22 protein-coding genes are annotated in these 23,442 nt (G+C 72.9%); 10 read left to right on the forward strand and 12 right to left on the reverse strand.

The window, feature by feature from the left end; genetic code table 11:
* Positions 1-723 precede the first annotated feature (723 nt).
* Positions 724-1,857, reverse strand: coding sequence for an FAD-dependent monooxygenase (locus tag GEV28_RS06995; protein WP_291409802.1), 1,134 nt, complete (start codon positions 1,855-1,857; stop codon positions 724-726).
* Between the two features lie 81 nt (positions 1,858-1,938).
* Between GEV28_RS06995 and GEV28_RS07000 the strand changes: the two genes are divergently transcribed.
* Positions 1,939-2,448, forward strand: a complete 510-nt coding sequence (locus tag GEV28_RS07000; RefSeq protein ID WP_291409803.1) for a TetR/AcrR family transcriptional regulator — start codon at positions 1,939-1,941, stop codon at positions 2,446-2,448.
* On the opposite strand, the gene GEV28_RS42180 is transcribed toward GEV28_RS07000, so the two are convergent.
* Genes GEV28_RS42180 through GEV28_RS07025 form a run of 5 tightly spaced genes read right to left on the reverse strand, consistent with a single transcriptional unit; the run spans position 2,439 to position 6,378 of the window.
* Complete coding sequence (locus GEV28_RS42180) at positions 2,439-2,759, reverse strand: hypothetical protein (RefSeq protein WP_367115046.1); 321 nt, start codon at positions 2,757-2,759, stop codon at positions 2,439-2,441. The genes GEV28_RS07000 and GEV28_RS42180 overlap by 10 nt on opposite strands.
* A gap of 40 nt (positions 2,760-2,799) precedes the next feature.
* Entirely contained in the window at positions 2,800-4,026 is a 1,227-nt protein-coding gene (locus GEV28_RS07010; RefSeq protein ID WP_291409805.1) for an ABC transporter permease, read from the reverse strand.
* Entirely contained in the window at positions 4,023-4,688 is a 666-nt protein-coding gene (locus tag GEV28_RS07015) for an ABC transporter ATP-binding protein (protein ID WP_291409807.1), read from the reverse strand. Before GEV28_RS07015 ends, GEV28_RS07010 begins: the two co-directional genes overlap by 4 nt.
* The gene (locus GEV28_RS07020) at positions 4,685-5,809 is read right to left on the reverse strand and encodes a peptidoglycan-binding protein (RefSeq protein ID WP_291409809.1); all 1,125 of its coding nucleotides are present in this window, start codon (positions 5,807-5,809) and stop codon (positions 4,685-4,687) included. Before GEV28_RS07020 ends, GEV28_RS07015 begins: the two co-directional genes overlap by 4 nt.
* Complete coding sequence (locus tag GEV28_RS07025; protein WP_291409811.1) at positions 5,806-6,378, reverse strand: hypothetical protein; 573 nt, start codon at positions 6,376-6,378, stop codon at positions 5,806-5,808. Before GEV28_RS07025 ends, GEV28_RS07020 begins: the two co-directional genes overlap by 4 nt.
* A gap of 133 nt (positions 6,379-6,511) precedes the next feature.
* On the opposite strand from GEV28_RS07025, the gene GEV28_RS07030 reads away from it, so the two are divergent.
* Both GEV28_RS07030 and GEV28_RS07035 read left to right on the forward strand, forming a co-directional pair.
* Entirely contained in the window at positions 6,512-7,168 is a 657-nt protein-coding gene (locus GEV28_RS07030; protein ID WP_291409813.1) for a response regulator transcription factor, read from the forward strand.
* Entirely contained in the window at positions 7,165-8,397 is a 1,233-nt protein-coding gene (locus tag GEV28_RS07035) for a HAMP domain-containing sensor histidine kinase (protein ID WP_291409815.1), read from the forward strand. Before GEV28_RS07030 ends, GEV28_RS07035 begins: the two co-directional genes overlap by 4 nt.
* Here GEV28_RS07035 and GEV28_RS07040 read toward each other — a convergent pair.
* Positions 8,384-8,983: a DUF2537 domain-containing protein gene (locus GEV28_RS07040; RefSeq protein WP_367115047.1), complete on the reverse strand. Its 600-nt coding sequence runs from the start codon at positions 8,981-8,983 to the stop codon at positions 8,384-8,386. The two genes, GEV28_RS07035 and GEV28_RS07040, sit on opposite strands and share 14 nt — an antisense overlap.
* A 25-nt stretch (positions 8,984-9,008) precedes the next feature.
* Entirely contained in the window at positions 9,009-9,845 is an 837-nt protein-coding gene (locus GEV28_RS07045) for an RNA methyltransferase (RefSeq protein WP_291409817.1), read from the reverse strand.
* A 154-nt stretch (positions 9,846-9,999) separates the two neighbouring features.
* Here GEV28_RS07045 and GEV28_RS07050 point away from each other — a divergent pair, with 154 nt between their 5' ends.
* The 5 genes from GEV28_RS07050 (at position 10,000) to GEV28_RS07070 (ending at position 15,151) form a co-directional block, all read left to right on the forward strand.
* Positions 10,000-11,496, forward strand: a complete 1,497-nt coding sequence (locus tag GEV28_RS07050; RefSeq protein WP_291409819.1) for a glutamate--cysteine ligase — start codon at positions 10,000-10,002, stop codon at positions 11,494-11,496.
* Between the two features lie 54 nt (positions 11,497-11,550).
* Positions 11,551-12,378 (forward strand): metallophosphoesterase family protein, encoded by an 828-nt coding sequence (locus tag GEV28_RS07055; protein WP_291409820.1) that lies wholly within the window; start codon positions 11,551-11,553, stop codon positions 12,376-12,378.
* Positions 12,379-12,500: 122 nt separating this feature from the next.
* A complete protein-coding gene (locus GEV28_RS07060; protein WP_291409822.1) occupies positions 12,501-14,150 on the forward strand; it encodes an AMP-binding protein in 1,650 nt (549 codons plus the stop codon).
* Positions 14,151-14,277: 127 nt separating this feature from the next.
* Positions 14,278-14,661: a VOC family protein gene (locus GEV28_RS07065; protein WP_291409824.1), complete on the forward strand. Its 384-nt coding sequence runs from the start codon at positions 14,278-14,280 to the stop codon at positions 14,659-14,661.
* A 103-nt stretch (positions 14,662-14,764) separates the two neighbouring features.
* Positions 14,765-15,151, forward strand: a complete 387-nt coding sequence (locus GEV28_RS07070) for a cold-shock protein (protein ID WP_291409826.1) — start codon at positions 14,765-14,767, stop codon at positions 15,149-15,151.
* Here the strand turns inward: GEV28_RS07070 and GEV28_RS07075 are convergent.
* From GEV28_RS07075 to GEV28_RS07085, 3 genes are all read right to left on the reverse strand, one after another.
* Complete coding sequence (locus GEV28_RS07075; protein WP_291409828.1) at positions 15,148-15,639, reverse strand: DUF2771 family protein; 492 nt, start codon at positions 15,637-15,639, stop codon at positions 15,148-15,150. The genes GEV28_RS07070 and GEV28_RS07075 overlap by 4 nt on opposite strands.
* Before the next feature lie 10 nt (positions 15,640-15,649).
* The gene (locus tag GEV28_RS07080) at positions 15,650-17,398 is read right to left on the reverse strand and encodes an MFS transporter (protein ID WP_291409830.1); all 1,749 of its coding nucleotides are present in this window, start codon (positions 17,396-17,398) and stop codon (positions 15,650-15,652) included.
* A 264-nt stretch (positions 17,399-17,662) separates the two neighbouring features.
* Positions 17,663-18,415, reverse strand: a complete 753-nt coding sequence (locus GEV28_RS07085) for a glutaminyl-peptide cyclotransferase (protein WP_291409922.1) — start codon at positions 18,413-18,415, stop codon at positions 17,663-17,665.
* Between the two features lie 87 nt (positions 18,416-18,502).
* On the opposite strand from GEV28_RS07085, the gene GEV28_RS42185 reads away from it, so the two are divergent.
* The gene (locus GEV28_RS42185; RefSeq protein WP_367115048.1) at positions 18,503-20,341 is read left to right on the forward strand and encodes a DUF3027 domain-containing protein; all 1,839 of its coding nucleotides are present in this window, start codon (positions 18,503-18,505) and stop codon (positions 20,339-20,341) included.
* A complete protein-coding gene (locus GEV28_RS07095) occupies positions 20,338-23,175 on the forward strand; it encodes a hypothetical protein (RefSeq protein ID WP_291409832.1) in 2,838 nt (945 codons plus the stop codon). Before GEV28_RS42185 ends, GEV28_RS07095 begins: the two co-directional genes overlap by 4 nt.
* Before the next feature lie 4 nt (positions 23,176-23,179).
* Here GEV28_RS07095 and GEV28_RS07100 read toward each other — a convergent pair whose 3' ends face one another.
* On the reverse strand, positions 23,180-23,440 hold the full coding sequence (locus tag GEV28_RS07100) for a DUF2530 domain-containing protein (RefSeq protein WP_291409924.1): 261 nt from the start codon (positions 23,438-23,440) through the stop codon (positions 23,180-23,182).
* Positions 23,441-23,442 lie beyond the last annotated feature (2 nt).

A 23,442-nucleotide genomic window follows, 5' to 3' on the forward strand; every position in this document is an offset into this window, starting at 1 on the left:
CCGTCCTCCTCCCGCCACCACCATCAGCCGGTTGACCGCAGGAGCTGCGAGGACTGGCGAATCCAATCCGCGTGCTCGAAGCAACACCGAAGGGCCCACGAGCCAGCTCCCAGCGCCCGACCAGACGACGACCTCGCACGGGCCACAGAGCAACGGCGTCAGCGGGCAACCACCCCATTTTCAGCCCGGAACGGGACGCCCACCAGGGCGACAGACTAGATGACCTATTCCAAGGGGTGGGTGCGCGCATGAGGCGAGGGTGTCCATGATCACTCCCGCTACTCCTGGGGCCTGCGGCCGCACCTGGTGTGCACCCTCGGCAGGCTGCCCATCACGTTCGCACTGACCGGCGCGAAAGCCGACGAACGCCGAACCCTTGCTCAACATGCTGCACACCGACACCACCCTGACCACCGACAGACCCAACCACCCTCGCCGAGGACGGCCTGAACCTGCTGCGCCCCAGCCCGCACAGGCGAGCCCGAACGCCCCGGCGCGCACCTCTTCACACCCGTACGTCACACGATCGAATCGATCAACCAGATCCTCAAAGCCCAGCTCCACCTCGAACGACACGGCGGCCACACCCCCAACGGAGTCATCGTCCAAGTCCTACAACGCATCCTGGCCCGCACCGCCGCAATCCGGCACAACGACAAGACCGGCGCACCCACCCACCGATCACCCACCGCATACCACCACCGAACCCTTGGAACAGGTCATCTAGACCTGGGCGCGGCGGCGGGTCGAACGGCGGGCCGCGGCCGCCAGCGGGAGCAGCTTGGTGAGCTGGTTGCGGCTCCAGATGCCGAACCGGGTCGCCGGGATGAGCACCGCGGCGCTCCGCATGACGCCCGCCTGGGCGTGGTCGACGAGCGGGCGGTGCGCCAGGTCGTAGCGGGCGAACGCGGCGCGGTGGTCGCCGGCGGCGAGGGCGTCGGCCAGGGCGGTCGCGCCCACCATCGCCAGCGTGGTGCCCATACCGGACAGCAGGGCCGGGCAGTAGCCCGCGTCGCCGACCAGCGCCACCCGGCCACGCGTCCACGACGGCATCCGCACCTGGCTCACCGAGTCGAAGTAGAAGTCGTCCGTGGCCCGGACCGCGTCGAGCAGCCGCGGCACCTGCCAGCCCTCGCCGGCGAACTCGGAGATCAGCAGCTTCTTCTGCTGGTCGACGTCGCGGTAGTCGTAGCTGAGCTCGGGCGAGCGGAACATGAAGAACCCGGTGGCGCTGCCGCGGTGGCTGTAGACGCCGGCCACCCGGCCCGGCGAGTTGTGCATGACGCCCCAGTCCGCCCGCCCCAGCGCCGGGTCGACCGGCACGAGCGCGACGTACATGCCGAGGTGGTGGGTGCCGCCCGGGCCGAACGCGAGCCCGCGGACCACCGAGTGCAGCCCGTCGGCGCCGACGACCAGGTCGAACCGGGCCTCGCCGCCGCGCGCGAAGGTCACGTCGACGCCCGCGGAATCCTCGGCGAGCGTCTCGATCGAGTCCTCGAAGACGTATTCCGCGTCGTCCTTCGCCGCGTCGTACAAAATGGACACCAAATCCGCGCGTTCGAGCTCGATGTCCCGGCCGGGGTTCTCCGCGAAGTCCCCGGGGTACAGTCTGGTGGACCGCCGGCCGGACCGGTCGACGTACAGGATCCCCTGCGTGTTCGTTCGTACTGAACGGATCCGGTCCAGCACACCCATCCGCTCGGCCACCTCGACCGCCTCGCCGCGGACGTCGATCGGCGCCCCGCCCTCGCGCGGGCGCGCGGCCCGTTCGACCACCGTGACCTCGTGCCCCGCACGGGTGAGCCAATAGGCCGTCGTCGGTCCGGCGATACTCGCGCCGGAAATGAGAACCTTCATCGCAATCCCCTTTCTGACCGTTGGTCAGTGAAGGCGACTGTACATATCTGACCACTGGTCAGGCAACGCTATGCTGAGAGAATGCTCAGCACTCGCGCGCAGATCCTCGACGCCGCCCACCGGCTGTTCGCCCGGCAGGGCTACCAGCACACGTCGATCCGCGAGATCGCCGAGCAGCTCGGTCTGACCAAGACCGCGGTCCTCTATCACTTCCCGAGCAAGGCCGACATCCTCGCCGCGCTGGCCGAGCCGTTCCTCGACGACCTGCAGCGGACCCTGTCCGGCCCGGGCACCCGCGAGGAGACGCTCGAGGCCCTGCTGGACGTGTACCTGCGGCACCGGTTCCTGTTGCGTACCAACCTGGTCCACGACCTGGCGCTGCTCGCCCAGGACGCGGTGGTCCGCCGGTTCACCCAGCTCATGCTCGACGCGAACAAGGTGATCGCCGGCCCCGCCCCGGACATGCGGGAGAAGGTGCGTGCCGCGCAGGCCGTCGCGATGCTGAGCGACCCGGTGATCGCCCACGCGGACGAGCCACCGGAGCTCCTGCGCGCGGAGGTCCTGCGCGGCGTGCGCCTTCTCTACCAGTAGTGGCCGGCCAGTAGAACGTGACCTTCGGCTCCGGGTCCCCGGGTTCGGGTGTCCCTTGGCATCCGGCTGACCATCAGCTCCCGCGGGTGCGGCGTGGACGACCAGGGATCCTGGCGGGCGTGGTCGACCAGGTGCAGCGACACCGTGCCGACGGCATGCGGGCCGGTCGGCTTCGGCACCGTCAGCCGCACCCGCTGTGGCCGCGTGCCCGCCAGCGCGGTCGCGACCGACGCGATCAGGCCGGTGGCCGGCGCCGCGTCACCGAGCAACCGGCGCCGGCCGATCAGGGTTCCGCGAACTGCTTCGTTCACAGCTCGTCTCCCTGTCGTGGAACTGTTGTGGAAATTCCGGTCACGACGCGGCGAGGGCGTCGGTCGGCGAGAGCCGCGCGGCACGGATCGCCGGGTACAGGCCGGCGATCGCGCCGATCACCAGCGTCGCGCCGACCCCGCCGAGCATCGCCCACGGCGGCACCACGGTCGGCCAGGACTGCGTCGCCGCGTAGCCGCTGGTGACCGCGATGCCGAGCACCACCCCGCCGGCGCCCCCCAACGCGGACAGCAGCAGCGACTCGGCCAGGAACTGGACCCGGATCTGGCCGCGGGTCGCGCCGAGCGAGCGGCGCAGGCCGATCTCCGCGCGCCGTTCGAGGACCGAGATGACCATCGTGTTGGCCACTCCGACCCCGCCGACGAGCAGGGCCACCGCGCCCAACCCCAGCAGCAGGCCGGTGAAGGTGCGATCGGTTGCCTGCCGCGCCGCGAGCGCGTCGGAGGGCCGGGACACCTGGACCTCGTTCGGCGAGACGGGGTTCGCGGTCGGCGCGAGCACGTCGCGCACGGACTCGACGTCGGAGTCCGCGGCTCGCGTGTAGACAGTCGTCGGGTGGCCGTCGAACTCCAGGTCGGCCTCCGCGGCGGCCCAGCCGACGAGCGCCGCCGAGTCGAGCTCCGGCGCGAGCGGCGCCGGGTCGAGGATGCCGATCACGGTGAACCACTGCTCGCCGAGGTAGACCTGGACGCCCTCGCCCGCCGACCGGATGCCCAGCAGCTCGGCCGTCATCGAGCCGAGCACCACGGCCGGGTACCGGGCGGTCGCCGCGTTGAGCCAGGTACCGTCGGCGAGCGTCGCGCCCACCGTTCTCGGCAGGTCGAGGTGCGCGGCCTGGACCGTGAGGCCCCGGGTCTCCGCGACCGGTATCCGGTCGGAGCGGTAGACCTTCGCGTCGGGCACCTTGCCGAGCGCGGAGACCTCCCGTACCGGGCCGATCCGGGAGATCATGTCGACGGACTCGGTGGGCAGCGTGGCGGTGTCGCCGCTCAGCGAGTTGCCGGGCGCCACGGTGAGCAGGTTGGTGCCGAGCGCGGCGAGCTGGCGGTCCAGCTCCGCCCGGCTCGACGACGACACCCCGACCACGGCGGTCATCGCGGCGATGCCGATCGCGATGCCCAGCGCGGACAGGAACACCCGCAGCGGCCGGGTCCGCAGGCCGGCGCTGCCGACCCGGACCACGTCCCGGGGCCGCAGCCGCGCCGGGGAGAGCGTCGGGGGCACGGCCCGCAGCCGTCGCTCGGTCATGACACCACCGCCCCGTCCCGCATGGCCACCCGCCGCGGCAGGCCGGCCGCGATGTCCCGGTCGTGCGTGATCACCAGCACCGTCGTGCCGGCCGAGTACAGCTCCCACAGCAGGGCCATCACGCCGGCCCCGGACACGGAGTCCAGGTTCCCGGTCGGCTCGTCGGCGAGCAGCAGCGCAGGCTCGCCGGCCACCGCCCGCGCGATCGCCACCCGCTGCCGCTCCCCGCCGGACAGCTCGTGCGGCCGGTGGTCGAGCCGGTCGGCGAGGCCGACCCGGACGAGCGCCGCCTCCGCCCGGGACCGGCGCTCCCGGATCGGCACGCCCGCGTAGAGCAGCCCGTCCGCCACGTTGTCCACGGCGGACTGTCCGGGAGCGAGATGGAACTGCTGGAACACGAAGCCGATCCGGTGCGCCCGCAGCGCCGACAGCTGGCGGTCGGACAGCGCCGCCACGTCGTGCCCGTCGATGCGCACCACACCCGCCGACGGCCGGTCCAGGGTGCCGATCAGGTGCAGCATCGTGGACTTGCCGGAACCGGACGGGCCGACGATCGCGACCAGCTCACCGTACCGAATGGACAGTGACACCTCGCGCACCGCGGTGACCCCGCCCTGGTACGCCTTGGTCACCCCGGCCAGCTCGACGACCGGGGCGGTCATGACGGCACCCCCACCGTCATGCCCTCGGCGAGACCGTCGCCGGAGACCTCCACCCGGCCGGAGGCGAACAGGCCGGTCTCCACCGCGACGATGTGGGATGCCTTGCCCCGCACCACCTCCACGCCGTACCCGCCCTCGGCGAGCGCGAGCAGCGCGGACACCGGCACGGTCAGCACGTCCTTGCGCTCCGACGCGGTGAAGCCGACCCGCACCGACGCCTGGTCCAGCCCCGCCAGCGCCTTCTGGTCGGCGACCGTGACGGAGACCTCGATCTTCGTGGTCGGGTCGGCCGACCCGTCCCCACCTCCGCCTCCGCCACCGCCGTCGTCGCCGTCGCCGGTGTCCACGACGGTCTCGGTGGCGGCGATCTTCCCGGCGACCTTCCGGCCGTCCGGCAGGGAAACACCCACCGCGGCGCCCTTGACCGCGAGCCGCTGGTCGGCCACGTCGAGCTCGACGGTGACGATCCGCGCCATCCCCGTGTAGTCGAGCACGGCCGAGCCCGGCTGGGCGGCGTCGCCGACCGCCGCCTGGTGGCTGTCCACCCGCACCGGGCCCGCCGCGTAGACGATGCGGCCCGGCTCGACCGTGCCGGTCTCCGGCAGGCCGAGATCGTCCTGCCAGTCCTTCACGGCGGCGGCGGTCGCGTCGGTGTACTCGTCGTCCACGGTGAACCCGGTGTAGCCCAGCTCGGCCAGGTTCTTCTCGAACTGCCCGACGTCGGCGCCCTCCGCCTCGGGCGCCAGCGTGCGGTACGCCGGCAGCGCGCCGTACAGCAGCACGACCGGCGCGTCGTCGACGCGGTAGACCGCCTGCCCGCGGCTGACCGTCGCGCCGACCGCCGGCAGCGCGGTCACCGTTCCCGCGAGCCGGCCGGAGACCGTCGTGGTGTCCCCGAAGCCCAGGTCGCCGGACTCGGTCTGGGTGTCGACCAGCGTCTCCCGGGTGACCTTCGCGGTCGCCTCGGGCAGGTCGGCGCCCGGGTCCCGGTCCGCATCGTCGCTCCACAGGCCGGCGTCGAACCCGATCGCGGCCGCCACCGCGGCCCCGGTGAGGAGCACGGCGAGCGCCGCGACCACCACTTTTCCGGTCCGCCCGCGGCGTCGTCGGTCGGCGGTCACCTGCCACCACCGTCGTTCAGGCTCGGACCTTCGCCGCCCTCGGGCGGCTTCGGCATCAGGTGCGAGCACTTCTGGTCGGCCGCCTTGTACGTGGGGTCGTTCGGGCCCACCCCGATCTCGTCGTTGTTGATCTGGAGGCCCCCGTCGGTCGGGTCCGGGAACTTCGGCACGCCGTTCTCCCGCATGCACTTCGAGTACTCGCGCAGCTGCGCCACCACCTCCGGGTCGGCCTTCTGCGGCTCGCCCCCGTTGGGCATGTACTTCTTGCACTTCTCCTGCGCCGCGTCGACCGCCTGCTTGTCGGTCCCCTCCGGCAGGTTCAGGTTGACCCCGCCGCCCTCGTTGATCTCCGGGTCCGGGAACTCCGGGACGCCGTTGTCCCGCATGCACTGCGCGAACTTCAGCATCTGCTCCCGCTCGTCCTTCGGGCCCTTCGAGGTGCTCGGCGCCGAGCTGGCGTCCCCGCCCGCGCTGGCCACCCCGTCGCCGTCGTCCGCCGTGCCGCAGCCGGCCACGGTCATGGCCAGCAGCAGGCCGGCCACGAGGCCCGTGCTGATCCGCTGTGTCATCCGCACTGTCGTCTCCCTCCACGCTGCCGGCGGGTCGCCGGTCACGCGACGGAGTGAAGTCGGGGCGACGTCATCGGGCCGTCTCCGAAGACGTTGACGCGCAGGTGACATCACGTAGGGCCACCATGGAGGCATGCGGATCCTGGTGGTCGAGGACGAGCCGCTGCTCGCGAACGCGGTGGCGGAGGGGCTGCGCGCGGACGCGCACGCGGTGGACGTGGTGCACGACGGCGGTGCCGCGCTGGAGCGGCTCTGGGTGCACGAGTACGACGTGGTCGTGCTCGACCGCGACCTGCCGGTGGTGCACGGCGACGACGTGTGCCGGGCGGTCGCGTCGCGTGAGGGGGCGGTGCGGGTGCTGATGCTCACCGCGGCGGCGGAGATCGACGACCGGGTCGCGGGGCTCGCGCTGGGCGCGGACGACTACCTGCCCAAGCCGTTCGCGTTCCGGGAGCTCGCCGCGCGGGTGGTCGCGCTGGGCAGGCGCTCCCGGCCGGCAACGCCGCCGGTCCTGGAACGCGCGGGGATCCGGCTCGACCCGCACCGCCGCGAGGTGTACCGGGACGGCCGCTACGTTCCGTTGTCCCGCAAGGAGTTCGCGGTGCTCGCCGAGCTGCTGCGGGCCGAGGGCGCCGCGGTGTCGGCGGAGCGGCTGCTGGAGAAGGCGTGGGACGAGTACGCCGACCCGTTCACCCACACGGTGCGGATGACGATCCTGAAGCTGCGGCGCAAGCTCGGCGAGCCGGCCGTGGTGCTGACCGACCCGGGAGTGGGGTACCGGATCCCATGAGGCGACTGACGATTCGCGCGCGGCTCACGCTGGTGTACGGCGGGCTGTTCCTGCTCGCCGGCGTGCTGCTGCTCGGGGTGACCTACGCCCTTGTGTCCCAACAGGTTCGCGGCAACTCGACGGTCACGGTGACCGGGAAGGACGGCACGGTCACCACGCAGCAGGGGCCCCCGCCGGACGCCGACCCGCGGGTGGACCAGGTCATCGAGCACACCCAGCAGGACGCGCTCACCGCGCTGCTCACCCAGGGCGGGATCGCGCTGGCCGTGGTCGCCGCCGCCGCGACCGCGCTGGGCTGGCTGATCGCCGGCCGGATGCTGCAGCCGCTCGACCGGGTGACCGAGACGGCGCGGCGGATCGCGGACGCGCCGGGCTTCGAGGGCCTGCACGAGCGGATCGCGCTGGCCGGGCCGTCGGACGAGCTCAAGCGGCTGAGCGACACGTTCGACGTGATGCTGGAGCGGCTGGACCACTCGTTCGACGGTCAGCGCCGGTTCATCGCGAACGCGTCGCACGAGCTGCGCACGCCGCTGACACTGAACCGGACGCTGCTGGAGGTGGCACTGCAGCGACGTGGCTCGTCGGCCGAGGTCCGGCAGCTCGGCGAGACGCTGCTGGAGATCAACGGCCGGCACGAGCGGCTGATCGACGGACTCCTGGTGCTGGCCCGATCGGAGCGCTCGCTCGGTGAGCGGTCCTATGTGGACATGGCGGACGTGGTGACGCACGTGGCCGCCCAGCTCGGTGTCGAGTTCGTGGCGGCCGAGGCACCGACGACCGGCAACCCGGTCCTGCTGGAGCGCCTGGTGCAGAACCTGGTGGAGAACGGCGTGCGACACAACGTCCCCGACGGCTGGGTCCGGGTCACGAGCACCACGCTGGCCGACGGCCGGGCGTCGCTGGTCGTGGAGAACACCGGCCCGGTGGTGCCGAGGTATGAGATCCCGAGCCTGTTCGAGCCGTTCCGCCGGCTGGCCGCGGACCGCCTGGCGACCTCCGGCGCGGGCTTGGGCCTGTCGATAGTCCGCGCCGTGACCCACGCCCACGGCGGCGAGGTCCACGCGGAGCCGAGGGAGGGCGGCGGCCTGACCGTGACGGTCACCTTGCCGGGCGCGGACGCCGTCACCCCGACCGACCCGCCGGGAGCCCTGAACGACGCGCTCGGGACGTCCAACGTCCCGAACGACGCGTTCGAGGCATCGAAGCGGCCCGCGGTCAGAGGACGATGAACGGCAGGGCCACCCAGCCCACGGCGATGGCGGCCGCCGCGCCCAGGGCCACCCAGCGCCAGATCGGCTGGCGGCGGACCAGCCACAGGGACGGCAGCAGGCCGGCCGTCACCACCGCGTTCGAGGCCAGGGCCAGCAGGGCGTGGGTCTCGGCGAGGGTGATCGCCAGGGACAGGATCGTGATCAGGACCAGGGCGAGGCTCGTGCCGGCCACGGCCAGGCCGGTCAGCCACGGCACGGGCTCAGGTGGGCGTTGCGGCCGCGGCGGGCGGGCGTCCACCGGGGGTTCGACCACCGACTCCTCGCCGGTCAGCGGGTCCAGGTAGCCGACCGGCGCGCCCATCGACGCGGCGATCCGGCCGGCCAGCTGCAGGCCGCGCCGGGTGACGACGGCACTGGCGGCACTGGCGGCCTCGTTCGTCCCCGAGTCGCTGCGCCGCACGGCGCTCGCCACCCTGGCCCACTCGTGCAGCGCGTCGGTCAGCTCGGTGCCCAGCGGCATGCGCCGCGGGTCGACCTCTCGCTCGGCCACTCCGTCGTGGCCCACCAGCACCGCACGCTCGCCGTCGGCGCGCAGCTGCACCACCGCTCCCTCCGCCTGCCGCACATCGCTACGCAAGGAAACTACCCAGCGCGTAGAACGCCACCGCGCCCGCGGTGGCCACGTTGAGCGAGTCCACCCCACCGGCCATCGGGATCCGCACCGCCGCGTCGGCGGCGGCGATCGCCTCGGGCGTCAGCCCGGGACCCTCCGAGCCCAGCAGCACCGCCACCCGCTCCGCCCCGACGGCGGCGGACAGCGGCCCGGCCGAGCCGGCCGGGGTCAGCGCCAGCACCCGAAATCCCTTGTCCCGCACCAGACCAAGCCCCGACGGCCACGGCGCCAGCGAGGTGAACGGCACGGCCAGCACGTGCCCCATCGACACCCGCACGCTCCGCCGGTACAGCGGGTCCGAGCACCCCGGCCCGAGCAGCACCCCGTCGACGCCGAGCGCCGCGGCGTTGCGGAACAGCGCGCCCAGGTTCTCGTGGTCGCCGACGCCCTCCAGCACGGCCAGCCGCCGCGCGCCCGCCAGCACGTCGTCCACACCGAGCTCGGGTGGCCGGCCGGCCACCGCCAGCACGCCCCGGTTGAGATGGAACCCGACCACCTCGGCCATCACCTCGGCCGACGTCGCGTAGACCGGCGCGGACCGCCCGGCGAGGTCGGGCGCCAGGTCGGCGAGCCGCCGCGGCACCCCCAGCACCGCCCGCAGCGGGTACCGGGACGCGAGCAGCCTGCGCACGACGACCACGCCCTCGGCGATCACCAGCCCCTTCCCACCCGGCCGGTCCGGGCGGCGGTCGGCGGTGGTCAGGGCCCGGAAGTCGGCCAGCCGCCCGTCGTCCGGGTCCCGCACCTCGATCACGCGCGCATGCTCCCACAGCCCCGACCTACCCGCCGGCATGTTACGAGCACGCGGCGGGTGTTTCGCACTGCGTAACACTCGGTGTGCCGCAGTGCACCGTTTTGGCCCCTAGCAACGGCCTTTGGTGGTGTGTCACGGTTGAAACTCCCGCGCACACGCCGGACTCCGTACGTCCGGTTTGGGGAGGGCCGGTATGGGACAGCATGTAGCGACCGACATTTTCGACCGATCGGATCGCCAGCGGTACCGAATGAAGGTCCAGCGTTGTCTGGACGCGTTGGCCAGAATGCTCACCGAAGGCGGGTTCTCCACCTCACCCCCGCAGATCGGCCTCGAGGTCGAGCTGAACCTCGTCGACGACGGCCTGCAGCCCGCCATGGCCAACAACGTCGTGCTGGAGAAACTGGACGACCCGTCGTTCACCACCGAGCTGGGCCAGCACAACATCGAGCTGAACGTGCGACCGCGGCCGCTGTCCGGCGACCAGGCCGGCGAGCTCGAGCTGGAGCTGCTCGCGGCGCTCACCAGCGCGGACACCAAGGCGCAGGACGCGGGCGCCCGGCTGGTGATGATCGGCATGCTGCCGACCCTGCGCGACGAGCACTTCAACGCACGGTGGCTGTCGAACAACGCTCGGTACTCGCTGCTCAACGACCGGATCTTCGCCGCAAGGGGCGAGGACATGGTGCTGCACATGGAAGGCCCGGCGATCCCCGGCCAGCGAGGCGAACGGCTGCGCAGCCGGGCCGACTCGATCCTGCCGGAGTCCGCGTGCACGTCCGCGCAGCTGCACCTGCAGGTGGCGCCGGAGGAGTTCGCGACGCACTGGAACGCCGCGCAGTGCCTGGCCGGCGTGCAGGTCGCGATCGCGGCGAACTCGCCGTTCCTGCTGCGCAAGGCGCTCTGGCACGAGACCCGGATCCCGCTGTTCCTGCAGGCCACCGACACCCGGCCGGAGGAGCTGAAGAACCAGGGCGTGCGCCCGCGGGTGTGGTTCGGCGAGCGGTGGATCACCTCGATCTTCGACCTGTTCGAGGAGAACGTGCGCTACTTCCCGGGCCTGCTGCCGGACATCGACGACGAGGACCCGATCGAGGCGCTGGACTCCGGACGTGCGCCGAGGCTGGCCGAGCTGCGGATGCACAACGGCACGATCTGGCGGTGGAACCGGCCGGTGTACGACGTGTTCGGCGGCGTGCCGCACCTGCGGGTGGAGAACCGGGTGCTGCCGGCCGGGCCGACGGTCGTCGACCTGATCGCCAACGCCGCGTTCTTCTACGGCGCCCAGCGCGCACTCGTCACCGAGGAACGCCCGCTGTGGACGCAGATGTCCTTCCAAGCGGCCGAGGAGAACCTCTACGCGGGCGCGCGGCACGCGTTCGACGCGCAGCTGTACTGGCCGGGCATCGGCTGGGTGCCGCCGGACGAGCTGGTGCTGCGCCGGCTGCTTCCCATGGCGCACCAGGGTTTGCGGGACCTCGGCGTGTCGGATGCCGCCCGGGAGCGCTACCTCGGCGTGATCGAGCGGCGCTGCCTCGCCCAGCGCACCGGGTCGACCTGGCAGCGCGAGACGGTCGCGCGGCTGGAGGACCGCGGGATGGACCGGGACGCCGCGCTGGTCGGGATGCTGCGCCGCTACATCGAGCTGGCCTCGACGAACCAGCCAGTGCACACCTGGGCGGTCATCTGAGGGTGATACGAGAGGGCTGAGGCGGCCTTGCGCGACCTGGCATATTGTCGCGGTGTGGAGGAGGACGATCGATCCACATACGTGGTGGGCGACGTGCACGGGCACCTGGACGAGCTGCTCGGCGCGCTCGCCGACGCCGGGCTGGTCGACAACGAGGCAAGCTGGTCCGGCGGTGACACCCACCTGTGGTTTCTCGGCGACTTCGTGGACCGCGGGCCGGACGGCATCGGCGTGATCGACCTGGTCATGCGCCTGTCCGCGGAGGCGGGGGCGAGCGGCGGGCACGTCGAGGCACTGCTCGGCAACCACGAGATCCTGCTGCTCGGCATGCACCGGTTCGGCGACGACGAGGTGCCGTCGGACTTCGGTCCGCGCAGCTTCGCGCGCAGCTGGGAGATGAACGGCGGCCAGTCCACCGACCAGGAGGCGGTCACCGGCGAGCACATCGAGTGGCTGTCGAGCCGGCCGGCACTCGCGCTGGTCGGCGAGCACCTGCTGATGCACTCCGACACGCTGGAGTACCTGGTCTGGGGCGGCGACATCGAGGAGATCAACGCCGGCATCCAGGAGGTCCTGCGCTCGGACGACATCATCGAGTGGTGGGAGGTCTGGCGCAGGCTCACCACCCGGCACGCCTTCCGCGGCCCCGCGGGCGCCGAGGTCGCCGGCCAGCTGCTCACCGTGCTCGGCGGCGACCAGGTGGTCCACGGGCACAGCGTGATCGCCGACCAGCTCGGCGTCCCCCCGGACCAGATCGACGGCCCGTACTCCTACGCCGACGGCCGCGCGCTCGGCGTGGACGGCGGTGTGTTCGTCGGTGGGCCGTGTCTGGTGGTCGAACTTCCCTTCGACGGCAAACCGGACACAGTGGACGAGGCCTGAGCCCACCGAACGGTCGAGTTTGTAGCTCCCCGGTCGAACGTGCCGTCGACTTGTGCCCGTGGCCGGGCGGGCGGGCAAGATGGTGACGGGTGCCGCAGCGGGCCCGCACGAGGAGGCGCAGCATGCCCACCGTCCCCAGCTACGTGTCCGGCACGTCGGACAAGCCGCTGCTCGGCGACACCATCGGCGACGACTTCGACCGGACCGTCGCGGCGCACGGTGACCGCGACGCGCTCGTCGATCGGGCCACCGGCCGGCGATGGACCTACCGCCGGCTCGCCGACGAGGTCAACGCCGTCGCGCTGGGACTCGTCGACCTCGGGGTCGAGAAGGGCGACCGGGTCGGCATCTGGGCGCCGAACTGTGCCGAGTGGACGTTCACCCAGTACGCCACCGCCAAGATCGGCGCCATCCTCGTCAACATCAACCCGGCCTACCGGGTGCACGAGCTGACGTACGTCCTCAACCAGGCCGGCATCCGCACGCTGGTCGCCGCGTCGAGCTTCAAGACCTCCGACTACGCCGCCATGATCGCCGAGGTGCGCCCGGAGTGCCCCGCGCTGCGGGACGTCCTGCTGATCGGCGGCGAGGACTGGACCGGCCTCGTCGCCACCGGCCGCGGCGGGTCCGCGGCGCACCTGGCCGAGCTGCAGGACGCGCTGTCGGCCGACGACCCGATCAACATCCAGTACACCTCGGGCACCACGGGCTTCCCCAAGGGCGCCACGCTGTCGCACCACAACATCCTCAACAACGGCTACTTCGTCGGCGAGCTGTGCAACTACACGGAGGCGGACCGGATCTGCATCCCGGTGCCCTTCTACCACTGCTTCGGCATGGTCATGGGCAACCTCGCGGCCACATCGCACGGCGCCTGCATGGTCATCCCGGCGCCGGCGTTCGAGCCGAAAGCCACGCTCGAGGCGGTCGCCGGGGAGAGGTGCACGTCGCTCTACGGCGTGCCGACGATGTTCATCGCGGAGCTCGCCGACCCGTCGTTCGAGTCCCACGACCTGTCCTCGCTGCGCACCGGGATCATGGCCGGCTCGCCGTGCCCGGTCGAGGTGATGAAGCAGGTCATCGAGCGGATGGGCATGACCGAGGTGACCATCTGCTACGGCATGACCGAGACGTCCCCGGTCTCCACCCAGACCCGCGCGGACGACAGCGTGGACCGCCGAGTGTCCACTGTGGGCAGAGTGCACCCGCACCTCGAGGTGAAGGTCGTCGACCCGGAGACCGGGCAGACGGTGCCGCGCGGCGAGCCGGGCGAGCTCTGCACGCGGGGCTACTCGGTGATGCTGGGTTACTGGGAGCAGCCGGACAAGACGGCCGAGGCGATCGACGCCGCGCGCTGGATGCACACCGGCGACCTCGCGGTCATGGACGACGAGGGCTACCTCAACATCACCGGCCGGATCAAGGACATGGTCATCCGCGGCGGCGAGAACGTGTACCCGCGCGAGATCGAGGAGTTCCTGTACACGCACCCGGACGTGCTGGACGCGCAGGTGATCGGTGTGCCGGACCAGCGGTACGGCGAGGAGCTGATGGTGTGGGTCCGGATGCGCGAGGGCGCCGCACCGCTGACGGCCGAGTCACTGCGCGAGTACTGCACGGGCAAGCTCGCGCACTACAAGATCCCGCGCTACGTGCACATCGTGGACGAGTTCCCGATGACGGTCACCGGCAAGATCCGCAAGGTCGAGATGCGGGAGAAGTCGGTGGCGCTGCTGGGTCTCCAGGACGTCGCGGCCGCCGAGCACGCCTGACGGAGCACGCGTCGTGACCGGCCGGAACGGCAGGGTCGCGAGAGTGGCCTCGCGGCGGCGAGCGGCGCAGCATGGTGAGTCGCGCCGCACGTGGTGCGCGGCGCGGGCCACGAAGGAGGCCAGCAGGATGCTCACCAAGTCAATGATCACCACCATGCTCCCCGTGTCGGACGTCGAGCGGGCCGGGCAGTTCTACGGCGACACGCTCGGCCTGCACCAGAAGGCCTCCGGCGCCGACGGCAGCCTCGTGTTCGACGCCGGCAACGGCGACGCCATCGGGCTCATGCCCGCCGAGGCCGGCGCGCAGAGCGAGCACACCGTGCTCAGCTTCGAGGTCACCGACATCTCCGGCGAGATCCGCGACCTCGAGCGGCGCGGCGTCACCTTCGCCGACTACGACCAGCCCGACCTGAGGACGGTCGACCACATCGCGGAACTGGGCAACGAGAAGGCGGCGTGGTTCAGTGACTCCGAGGGCAACATCCTGTGCATCCACGAGGTGCTCGGCTAACCCGGCCAAACCGGCTACCCCCCACCCCCCGGGGTGGCCTAGGCTGGGCAGACGCGTCCTGGGTACGCCCTGGGGCGCGTTCGTATGTGTGGAGGTGACTGTTGTGCCGACCGGAAAGGTCAAGTGGTACGACTCGGAGAAGGGCTTCGGGTTCGTCACACAGGACGGAGGTGAGGACGTCTACGTCCGTTCTTCCGCCCTGCCGGCCGGGGTGCCGGGCCTGAAAGCCGGTCAACGCATCGAGTTCGGTGTCGCCGACGGTCGCCGCGGGCCGCAAGCCCTGTCCGTCCGGCTGCTCGACCCGCCGCCGTCGGTCGCGGAAGCGCACAGGCGACCCGCCGAGGAGCTGCACGGCCTGATCGAGGACATGATCAAGCTGCTGGAGTCCAACGTCCAACCCGACCTGCGCCGCGGCCGCTACCCCGACCGCAAGGCCACCAAGCGAGTCGCCGACGTGGTCCGCGCGGTCGCGCGCGAGCTGGATCCTTAGGGCGCTACCTGCGCCGACCACACGCCACGGGTCACCGGCTCCGGATCGCCCGTCTCGCCGCGCACCAGCTTCGCGCCCGCCTGCTTGACCTCGACGGTCTGCAGCTGGTCGCCGGCGCCGGGCGGCTCGGCGTCGAACGAGGACGACTTGCCGGGGGCGAACGTGGCGACGGTCTCCGGCGCCTTCTGCTCGCCGGCCGCCGTGCGGTACTGGATCACCACCGACCACGGGGTGTCCGATACCTCCTTGGGCACCCGCACGCGGACCGGCGTTCCCGGCGCGACCTTGAGCTTGACCTGCGCGGTGTTGTCCCGCTTGCAGTCGTTGACCTCGACGTCGCAGTAGAGGTACGGCTTCGCGGTGACCTTGTGGGCCGCAACGGTGAAGTCCACCCGCGGCGGCGGGGGCGGCGGTCCGGGCGAGGCCGAGCAGCCGGCCGGCACGAGAAGGCCGACGAGCAGGGCCGCGACCGGGACGAGCGTGCGCACGCAGCAGAGACTACGGACGCTCGTCGCCTCCGCCGGGCGGCCCCTCCTGGAACACGGCGCTGCCCTGCGGCACGGACCTGCGCGACCCGCCGCCGGTGCGCCACGGTCGAACCGGCCGGGCGCCGCCGAACCAGGGCAGCAGCGACGCGCCCTGCCGGGTGAGGATGGTCTGCACCAGGCCCACGGCCAGCATGATGGAGATCACGAGGAAGCCGAGCCAGAACACCGGGGGCAGTAAAATGCCCACCGCCCCGCCGAACACCCAGGCGAGCTGGAGCACGGTCTCCGAGCGGCCGAACGCGGACGCGCGGGACTCCTCCGGCAGGTCGTCCTGGATGACGGCGTCGAGGCTGTTCTTGGCGAGCGCGCTCGCGATGGCGCCGACCAGGCCGACGATCGCCGCGGTGGCGATGCCCTCCATGAGCATCGCGAGCAACGTCGAGGCCAGGCAGCCGGCGATGCAGCCGATCATCACCTGCTCGGGGTGGCCGACGTGCATCCGCGCGCCGATCCCGTTGCCGACGAAGCTGCCCGCACCGGCCGCGCCGGCGATGATGCCGAGGAGCAGCAGCTGCTTGAACGCGTCGCCCTCGGTCTCCGCGCGCACCGCGAACGCGGCGAACATCATGAGGAAGCCGGTGAGCAGCCGCACCGTCGCGTTGCCCGACAGCGCGACCACGACATGTCGCCCCATCGGCTGGCGTTTCGGCTTCTCCGGGTTGGCCGACAGCGACGCCGGCACCTCGCCCTCGGTGACCTCGACCCAGGCCGGGATCCGCATGGCCTGCCCCGCGCCGACGACACAGATGACCGCGGTGAACCACAGCGCGCCCGGCGAGTCGAACAGCTGCAGGAACAACGCCGCGACCGCGCCGAACGCCGCGCCGGCGACGAGGCCGAACACGGTGAGCCGGGCGTTGGTCTTGGCGAGCGTGATGTCCGGCGGCACGACCCTCGGGGTGACCGCCGCCTTCAACACCGTGAAGGACTTCGACAGCACCATCTTCCCGAGCGCGGCCGGATACAGCAGCCAGGTGTCGAAGTTGGCGGCCATGACGACGCACATGAGCGCCTGCCCGGCCGACGCGGCGCACATGGCGAGCCGGCGGCCGCGCTGGATGCGGTCGAGCGCCGGGCCGATCACCGGCGCCACCAACGCGAACGGCGCCACCGTGATCAGCAGGTAGAGCGCGACCTTGCCCCTGGACGAGTCGGTGCTGGCGGCCGAGAAGAACAGCGTGTTGGCCAGCGCGACGGCCATGGCCGCGTCGCTGGCGTAGTTGAGCATGGTGGCGTAGGTGAGCGAGGTGAGGCCGGACTTGTCGGCGCCGTCGGCGTTGGCCGCTCGGCGGAACGCACGCACGGCGTTGCCGGTGAGCTGCCGGCTGCGCATCGCGGCGACCCGGGTGACCGTCAGCTTCTTGGGGAACTGCGGGGCGGCGGCCGGACGGTGCGGCGGCTGTTGCCGCGCCTCGCGGGCCTCTTCCGGGAAGTCCTCGGCGTAGCCGTCCGGGCCGTAGGTCTCCGGCACGTACTCCTCGCGGCGGGTTTCCTCGTACCGGGGGCGCGGCGGCTCTTCCGGCGGCGGGAGCTGGCGGCGCGGCGGGGGCACGTCGCGCCAGTTGCGGCGCGGCGCCGGCGGCGGGGGCTGGCGGTACTCGGGCTCGCGGCGGACCGGCTGGGTGCGGCGCCGGTCGTCGGCCGGGTACGGGTTGGCCGTGGGGATGGCGCTGGTCAGCGGCTCCTCGCGGGGCGCCATGGGGATCGCGTTGGTCGGCGGCTCCTGGCGCGGCGGCACGTACCGCGCCGAGGGAGCCTGCGGCGGCGGCGGCTGGTGCCCGATGGGTGGTTGGGGCTGGTTCGTCCAGCTGCGCCGACGCTTCCGGCCGGAGCCTCCGCGGCCACGGCGGCCACTCGGCGGTTGGTCACCGGAACCGGAACGAATCACTCTTCCATCCTGCCGTAAGTCGGACCTGTATGAAGCACTGACGGGCCCGCGCGGTCAGGGGATCCATCAATCGCGTCACCCGTGGTCGGTGACGAACCTCACCCGGAACGTCGTCGGCCACAACTTGCCCGTGACCAGGAACTCGCCGGTGCCCGGGATCGCGGCGATCCCGTTGAGCACGTCGGCGCCGCCGCGGTCCTCCTCCGGCAGCAGGCCGGCGAGGTCGACGGTGGCGGTGACCCGCCCGCTGCGCGGGTCGACGCGCACGATCCGGTCGGTCCGCCAGACGTTGGCGTAGACGACGCCGTCGACGCACTCGAGCTCGTTGAGCTGGTCGACCGGTTGCCCCTCGGCGTCCCGCACCCGCGTCCGGCCGGTCTCCGCGAACGTGTCGGGGTCGCGGAAGGTCAGCCGGTCGGAACCGTCGCTCATGATCAGCTTCTCGCCGTCGTGGCACAGGCCCCAGCCCTCGCCCCGGTAGCTCGCGCGGCCCTCCTCCCTCAGGGTGGCCCGGTCGCGGCGGATCGCGACACCGTCCTGCCAGGTGATCTGCCAGATCGTGTCGCCGACGACCGTGATGCCCTCGCCGAACATGTCACCCGGCAGCTCCGTCTGCTTCTCGACGTCGCCGGTGTCCGGGTCGGTGGCGCGCATGGTCGACTCACCCTCGAGGCCGGTGCCCTCGTAGAGGACGCCGTCGACCAGCTCGAGCCCCTGGGTGAAGGCGTTCGGATCGTGCGGGGTGGTGTCGAGGACCTCGGCACGCAGCTCGGTCGGCGCCGCGGGCGGGGGCGCTTCTGGCGTCGCTTCGGAGCAGCCGGCGACCAGCGCGACGACCGCGCAGACGGCGGCGAGGAGAGCCCACACGGGACCAGCCTTACATGGGTCGAGCGGCGGTTGGCACAATCGTGTCCGATGAGTGTGACTGAGCCGGACCTGCAGGACCCCGCCCTGGTGGCGGAGGTCGACCTTGCGCGTGCCGCAGCCCAAGAGGAGGCGGGCGACGAGGCGGTCGGTGCACACGTCGGATCGCACGTCGAGGGCGAAGCGGCGGTCACCCACCTGTTCGAGGCGGCCAAGCCCGGATATGGAGGCTGGCGCTGGGCGGCGACGCTCACGAGCGCCGGCGCCGGCACCGAGGTCACGGTGAGCGAGGTCGTCCTCCTCCCCGGCCCGGATGCCCTGGTGGCGCCCGACTGGGTGCCGTGGGAGCACCGCGTGCAGGCGGGCGACCTGGGCGTCGGCGACCTCCTGCCGACGGCCCCCGACGACCCCCGGCTCGTCCCCGCGTACGTGGCCTCCGACGACCCGGCCGTCGAGGAGGTCGCCGCCGAGGTCGGCCTCGGCCGCACGCGCGTGATGGCCCGCCCCGCCCGGCTGGACGCGGCGACCCGGTGGCAGCAGAGCGAGTTCGGCCCGCGCTCGGACATGGCCAGAAGCGCCCCGGCACACTGCGGGACGTGCGGCTTCTACCTGCCGTTGGCGGGTTCGCTGCGGGCGGCCTTCGGCACCTGCGGGAACGAGATCTCCCCGGCCGACGGCCACGTGGTCCACACGGAGTACGGCTGCGGCGCGCACAGTGAGGCAGAGGTCGAGCAGGTCTCTCCGGTCCTGGTGGCCAACCTCATCTACGACGACGCCCGCTTGGACGTCGAACCCCTGGCGGACGAGCCCGCCGAGGCCGAGGCTTCGGCCGACGCCGACGCCGAGGCCGCCGCCGAGGTGGTCGAGGAGCCCTCCGACGTCGAGGTGCCTGCCGCGAGGGAGCCCGAGCCGGCCGCCGAGGAGCCGGCCGACGACGCCGACGCCGACGACGCCGCTGACGTGGCCAAGGTGGGCGAGGCACTCGCCGATACCGAGCTCCCGGCTGCCGAGCCCCGCACCGAGGACCAGCCAGCCGTCGAGCCGGACTCGGCTCGCCCCGAGACGAGCGCGACCGAGCAGCCGGCCCCGACGACCAGCTTCGTGGCCACCGCCGACGGCGAGGTGACCGCCGTCGAGGGCGAGCAGGCACCGCCCGCTCTCGGCCAGGGGGACATCGCCGGCCCGGCGGCGGACCCGGTCGCCGCCGAGGCGCCGAGCACCGAGGGCGATACCGCGGAGGACGAGGCGCCGCGGAGTCCGGTGGACGAGGCGCCTGCGGCTCCACTCGAGCCGGTGGCGCCCACTGAGCACGCCGAGCCCGCTGAGCCCGCTGAGCACGCCGAGCCCGCCGAGCCCGCCGAGCAGGCAGAGCCTGTCGGGCAGGCTGAGCCCGCTGAGCACGTCGAGCACGTCGAGCAGGCCGAGCAGGCCGCGTCCGTCGAGCAGGCAGCGCCCGCAGAGCAGGCCGAGCAGGCAGAGGCCGTCGAGCAGGCAGCGTCCGCAGAGCAGGCCGAGCAGGCTGAGCCCGCAGCGCCCGCCGAGCAGGCAGCGTCCGCAGAGCAGGCCGAGCAGGCAGAGGCCGCCGAGCAGGCTGAGCAGGCTGAGCCCGCAGCGCCCGTCGAGCAGGCCGAGCAGGCCGAGCCCGCAGCACCCGCCGAGCAGGCAGCGCCCGCCGAGCAGGCCGAGCAGGCAGCGCCCGCCGAGCAGGCAGCGCCCGCCGAGCAGGCAGCGCCCGCCGAGCAGGCAGCGCCCGCCGAGCAGGCAGCGCAGGTAGAGGTCGGCCAAGACTGGATGGGGTCGAGCGAGCCGGAGCAGCCGGGACGAACCGAGTCCGCGCGGGACGGCGTGGCTGAGCCTGGGGCGGCAGGGGCAGGGCCGGCGGACGGGTGACCGATCCGTTCGGGACCGAGCGGCTTCGGGAGGCCGTTCTGGCCTCCTGGCGAGACTCCCCGACTCGGTTTCGTGAGGACGCCAACGCCGAGGAGGACCTCTTCCTCGGCGGCTACCGGGACCGGGTCGTCGTCGAGCTGGCGCAGAACGCCGCCGACGCGGCCGGGCACGACGGGGTCCTCCGGGTTTCCGTCGTGGGCGGTGAGGTGCGGGTCGCCAACACCGGGCGGGCGCTGGACGCCGCCGGGGTCGCCTCGTTGGCCTCGCTCCGGGCGTCGGCCAAGGTGGGTGGGGTCGGGCGGTTCGGGGTCGGCTTCGCCGCGGTGCTGAGCGTCACCGACGCGCCTCGGGTCGTCTCCCGGTCCGGGGGTGTCGCGTTCTCCGCGGCGCGGACCCGGGACGCCATCGGGCAGACCGGGCGGGTTCCGGTGCTGCGGCTCGGGTGGCCCGCCGAGAACGAGGACCCCCTGCCGCACGGGTTCGACACCGAGGTTCGGCTGCCGACGGCCGCCCCGAGCGAACTCCTCGAGGAGTTCGCCGCGCAGGCGGGCGACCTTCTGCTGTCCCTCGACGGGTTGCGGCGCATCGAGATCGGCGACCAGGTCTGGGAGCGCTCCGGCGACCACGACATCCGGTCACCCGAGGGAACCACCCACTGGCTCGTCGTGCGCGACGCCGGGGTGCTCACCGACGTCAGCGAGCTCGGCGCCGAAGCCCGTCCACAGTGGACCGTCTGCTGGGCGGCGCGGCTCGACGACGACGGCCGGCCGGTGCCATTGCGGGACGAGGTGCTGCACGCCCCCACCCCCACCGACGAGCGGCTCTCCCTCCCCGCGCGGCTCATCGCCACGCTCCCCATCGAGGCCGACCGCCGCCGGGTCCGGCCCGGCGTCGCCACCGACGCCGTCCTCAGCGCCGCGGCCGCCGCCTACCCGCGCCTGCTCGCCCACCTCGACGACACCGACCGGACCGCGCTGGTACCCGTCCCGGGGTTCCCGCGGTCCGAAGTAGACGACCGGATCCGCCAGGAGGTGCTCGTCGCGCTGCGGAAGGCCCCGTGGCTGCCCGCGGGCGACCAGGCGATCGCACCGAACCAGGCCACCCTCCTGCCCGTGCCCAGCGACGCGCTCCGGGCCGCACTCGACGACACCGTCACGGGACTGGTCGACGCCGAACTCGCCGGCAGCGAGCACGCCCAGGCCCTCGCCGCACTGGAGACCAGACGGCTGACCATCGCCGACATCGTCGAGCACGTCACCGGCACAAGGAAGGAACCCGGCTGGTGGCACCGGCTCTACGACGCGCTGAGCCCGATCGCCGACAACGACCCGGACGCCCGGGACGCGCTCGGCGCCCTCCCGGTCCCCCTCACCGACGGCCGCACGCTGCCCGGCCCGCGCGGCACGCTCATCGTCGACGCCGACCTCGATCTGTCCGAAGTGGACGTCAACGTCGTCCACCCGGACGCGGCGCACCCGCTGCTCGAGCGGCTCGGCGCGCGGCACGGCGGCGCCGAGGAGCTGCTCGACTCGCTCCGGCCGGCCGTCGAGCGCAGCGTCGAGGACGCCGAGTCCGGGATGGACGTCGAGCCGCTGCGGAAGGCCGTGCTGAGCCTCGTCGACACCGCGGGCGCGCGGCCGGGCGAACATCCCTGGCTCGCCGCGCTCGCGATGCGGGACGAGGCCGGCGACCACCGCCGGGCCGACGAGCTCGCCCTCCCCGGCTCGGCCTTCCTCGACCTCCTCGCCGAGGACACCCCGCTGGGCGTGCTCGACCGGGCCACCGCCGAGCAGTGGCCGAAGTCCGTGCTCCAGGCGGTCGGCGTCCTCGACTCGTTCGCCGTCGTCGTCGACGAGCCGCCCGCCGACGCCGACCACGAGCTCGCCGACGAGCAGGAATGGTGGGACTCCCTACCCGAGCCGCCGACCCGCCTCGTCGCCGTCCGGGACCTCGACCTCGTCGCCGACCACGCCTGGCCCGCCGCGCTGCGGCTGCTCGCCGCCGACCCGGTCACCTGGCAGGCCCTGCACGAGCCGGACGGCTACACCGGCTGGTGGATCGCCCGGCACGCCCGCCTCTTCGGCGAGCCGCCGCGCGCGTGGCGGATGCCCGACGCCGTCGAGCTCGTCGGGCTCTTCGACCCGGTCCCGCCGGTCGACGTCGACCCGTCCGTGCTCACCGCGATCGGGGTCCGCGAGCACCTGGACATCGAGCACGCGGCCGACGCCGAGGAGCTCCTCGACCGCCTCGCCGACGACGACCGCACGATCCCGCCCGGTGCCGCCCTCCGCGGCCACGCGGCCCTGGCCGAGGGGGTCCGCGACGGCGTCCTGCGCCCGGAGGACGTGCGGCCGCCGTACGCGGTCCGCACGCTCACCGGCGAGGTCCTCCCCGCCACCGAGGGCCTCGTGCTCAACGCCCCCTGGGTGCTCGGCGTCGTCGACCAGGAGCGGGTGGTCGGCGTCGGGTACGACTTCGTCCTCGCCGAGTCGCTCGCCGAGCTGCTCGACCTGCCGCCGGCCACCGAGATCGTCGTCGGCGACGTCCGCGGCGAGGCGGAACCCGTGCGCTGGGCGGACCTCGGCGCGGTCGTCGACGCGTGCGACCTCGCCGGGCTCGCCGTGCCGGCCGGCGGACCGCTCGTGCACCACCGGCTGACCGTTCGCATCGGACTGGTCGACCACGACGTGCCGTGGTGGGTCGACGGCGGCGTGCTGCACTGCGCGGACTCCGCCGCCGGCCTCGCCCGCGGGCTGGCCTGGGCCACCGACCACTGGGCCGACCGGCACACGCTCGCCGCGCTGCTCGACGACCCGGAGAACCTGCTGCGCTAGGGCGCTAGAGGTTGCGCTGGGCGCCGCGGGCGCCGCGCCGGGACGCCCGGCGCTGCCACACCATGATCGGCACCCCGATGAGGCCGAGGACGAACCCGCACAGCGCGGTCCACAGCCAGATCGGCGGCAGCGCGTCGAAGCCGTAGCGCGCGATCAGCAGCACCACGAGCGCGACCAGCCACACCGCCGTGCCCCCGTAGACCACCGGCGGCAACGCCAGCAGGCGCGGCGAGAGCGGGGGCGGAGGTGACTTCTGTGTTTCGATTC

It is taken from the genome of Actinophytocola sp. (assembly GCF_009379765.1).
In the GTDB taxonomy this organism is placed as follows: Bacteria; Actinomycetota; Actinomycetes; order Mycobacteriales; family Pseudonocardiaceae; genus Actinophytocola.

Excerpts from the sequence above, each read along its gene's own strand:
- GEV28_RS06995 (WP_291409802.1), bottom strand. The coding sequence starts at position 1,857 with ATGAAGGTTCTCATTTCCGGCGCGAGTATCGCCGGACCGACGACGGCC.
- GEV28_RS07000 (WP_291409803.1), top strand. The coding sequence starts at position 1,939 with ATGCTCAGCACTCGCGCGCAGATCCTCGACGCCGCCCACCGGCTGTTC.
- GEV28_RS07010 (WP_291409805.1), bottom strand. The coding sequence starts at position 4,026 with ATGACCGAGCGACGGCTGCGGGCCGTGCCCCCGACGCTCTCCCCGGCG.
- GEV28_RS07015 (WP_291409807.1), bottom strand. The coding sequence starts at position 4,688 with ATGACCGCCCCGGTCGTCGAGCTGGCCGGGGTGACCAAGGCGTACCAG.
- GEV28_RS07025 (WP_291409811.1), bottom strand. The coding sequence starts at position 6,378 with ATGACACAGCGGATCAGCACGGGCCTCGTGGCCGGCCTGCTGCTGGCC.
- GEV28_RS07030 (WP_291409813.1), top strand. The coding sequence starts at position 6,512 with ATGCGGATCCTGGTGGTCGAGGACGAGCCGCTGCTCGCGAACGCGGTG.
- GEV28_RS07035 (WP_291409815.1), top strand. The coding sequence starts at position 7,165 with ATGAGGCGACTGACGATTCGCGCGCGGCTCACGCTGGTGTACGGCGGG.
- GEV28_RS07045 (WP_291409817.1), bottom strand. The coding sequence starts at position 9,845 with ATGCCGGCGGGTAGGTCGGGGCTGTGGGAGCATGCGCGCGTGATCGAG.
- GEV28_RS07050 (WP_291409819.1), top strand. The coding sequence starts at position 10,000 with ATGGGACAGCATGTAGCGACCGACATTTTCGACCGATCGGATCGCCAG.
- GEV28_RS07060 (WP_291409822.1), top strand. The coding sequence starts at position 12,501 with ATGCCCACCGTCCCCAGCTACGTGTCCGGCACGTCGGACAAGCCGCTG.
- GEV28_RS07065 (WP_291409824.1), top strand. The coding sequence starts at position 14,278 with ATGCTCACCAAGTCAATGATCACCACCATGCTCCCCGTGTCGGACGTC.
- GEV28_RS07080 (WP_291409830.1), bottom strand. The coding sequence starts at position 17,398 with ATGGCGCCCCGCGAGGAGCCGCTGACCAGCGCCATCCCCACGGCCAAC.
- GEV28_RS42185 (WP_367115048.1), top strand. The coding sequence starts at position 18,503 with ATGAGTGTGACTGAGCCGGACCTGCAGGACCCCGCCCTGGTGGCGGAG.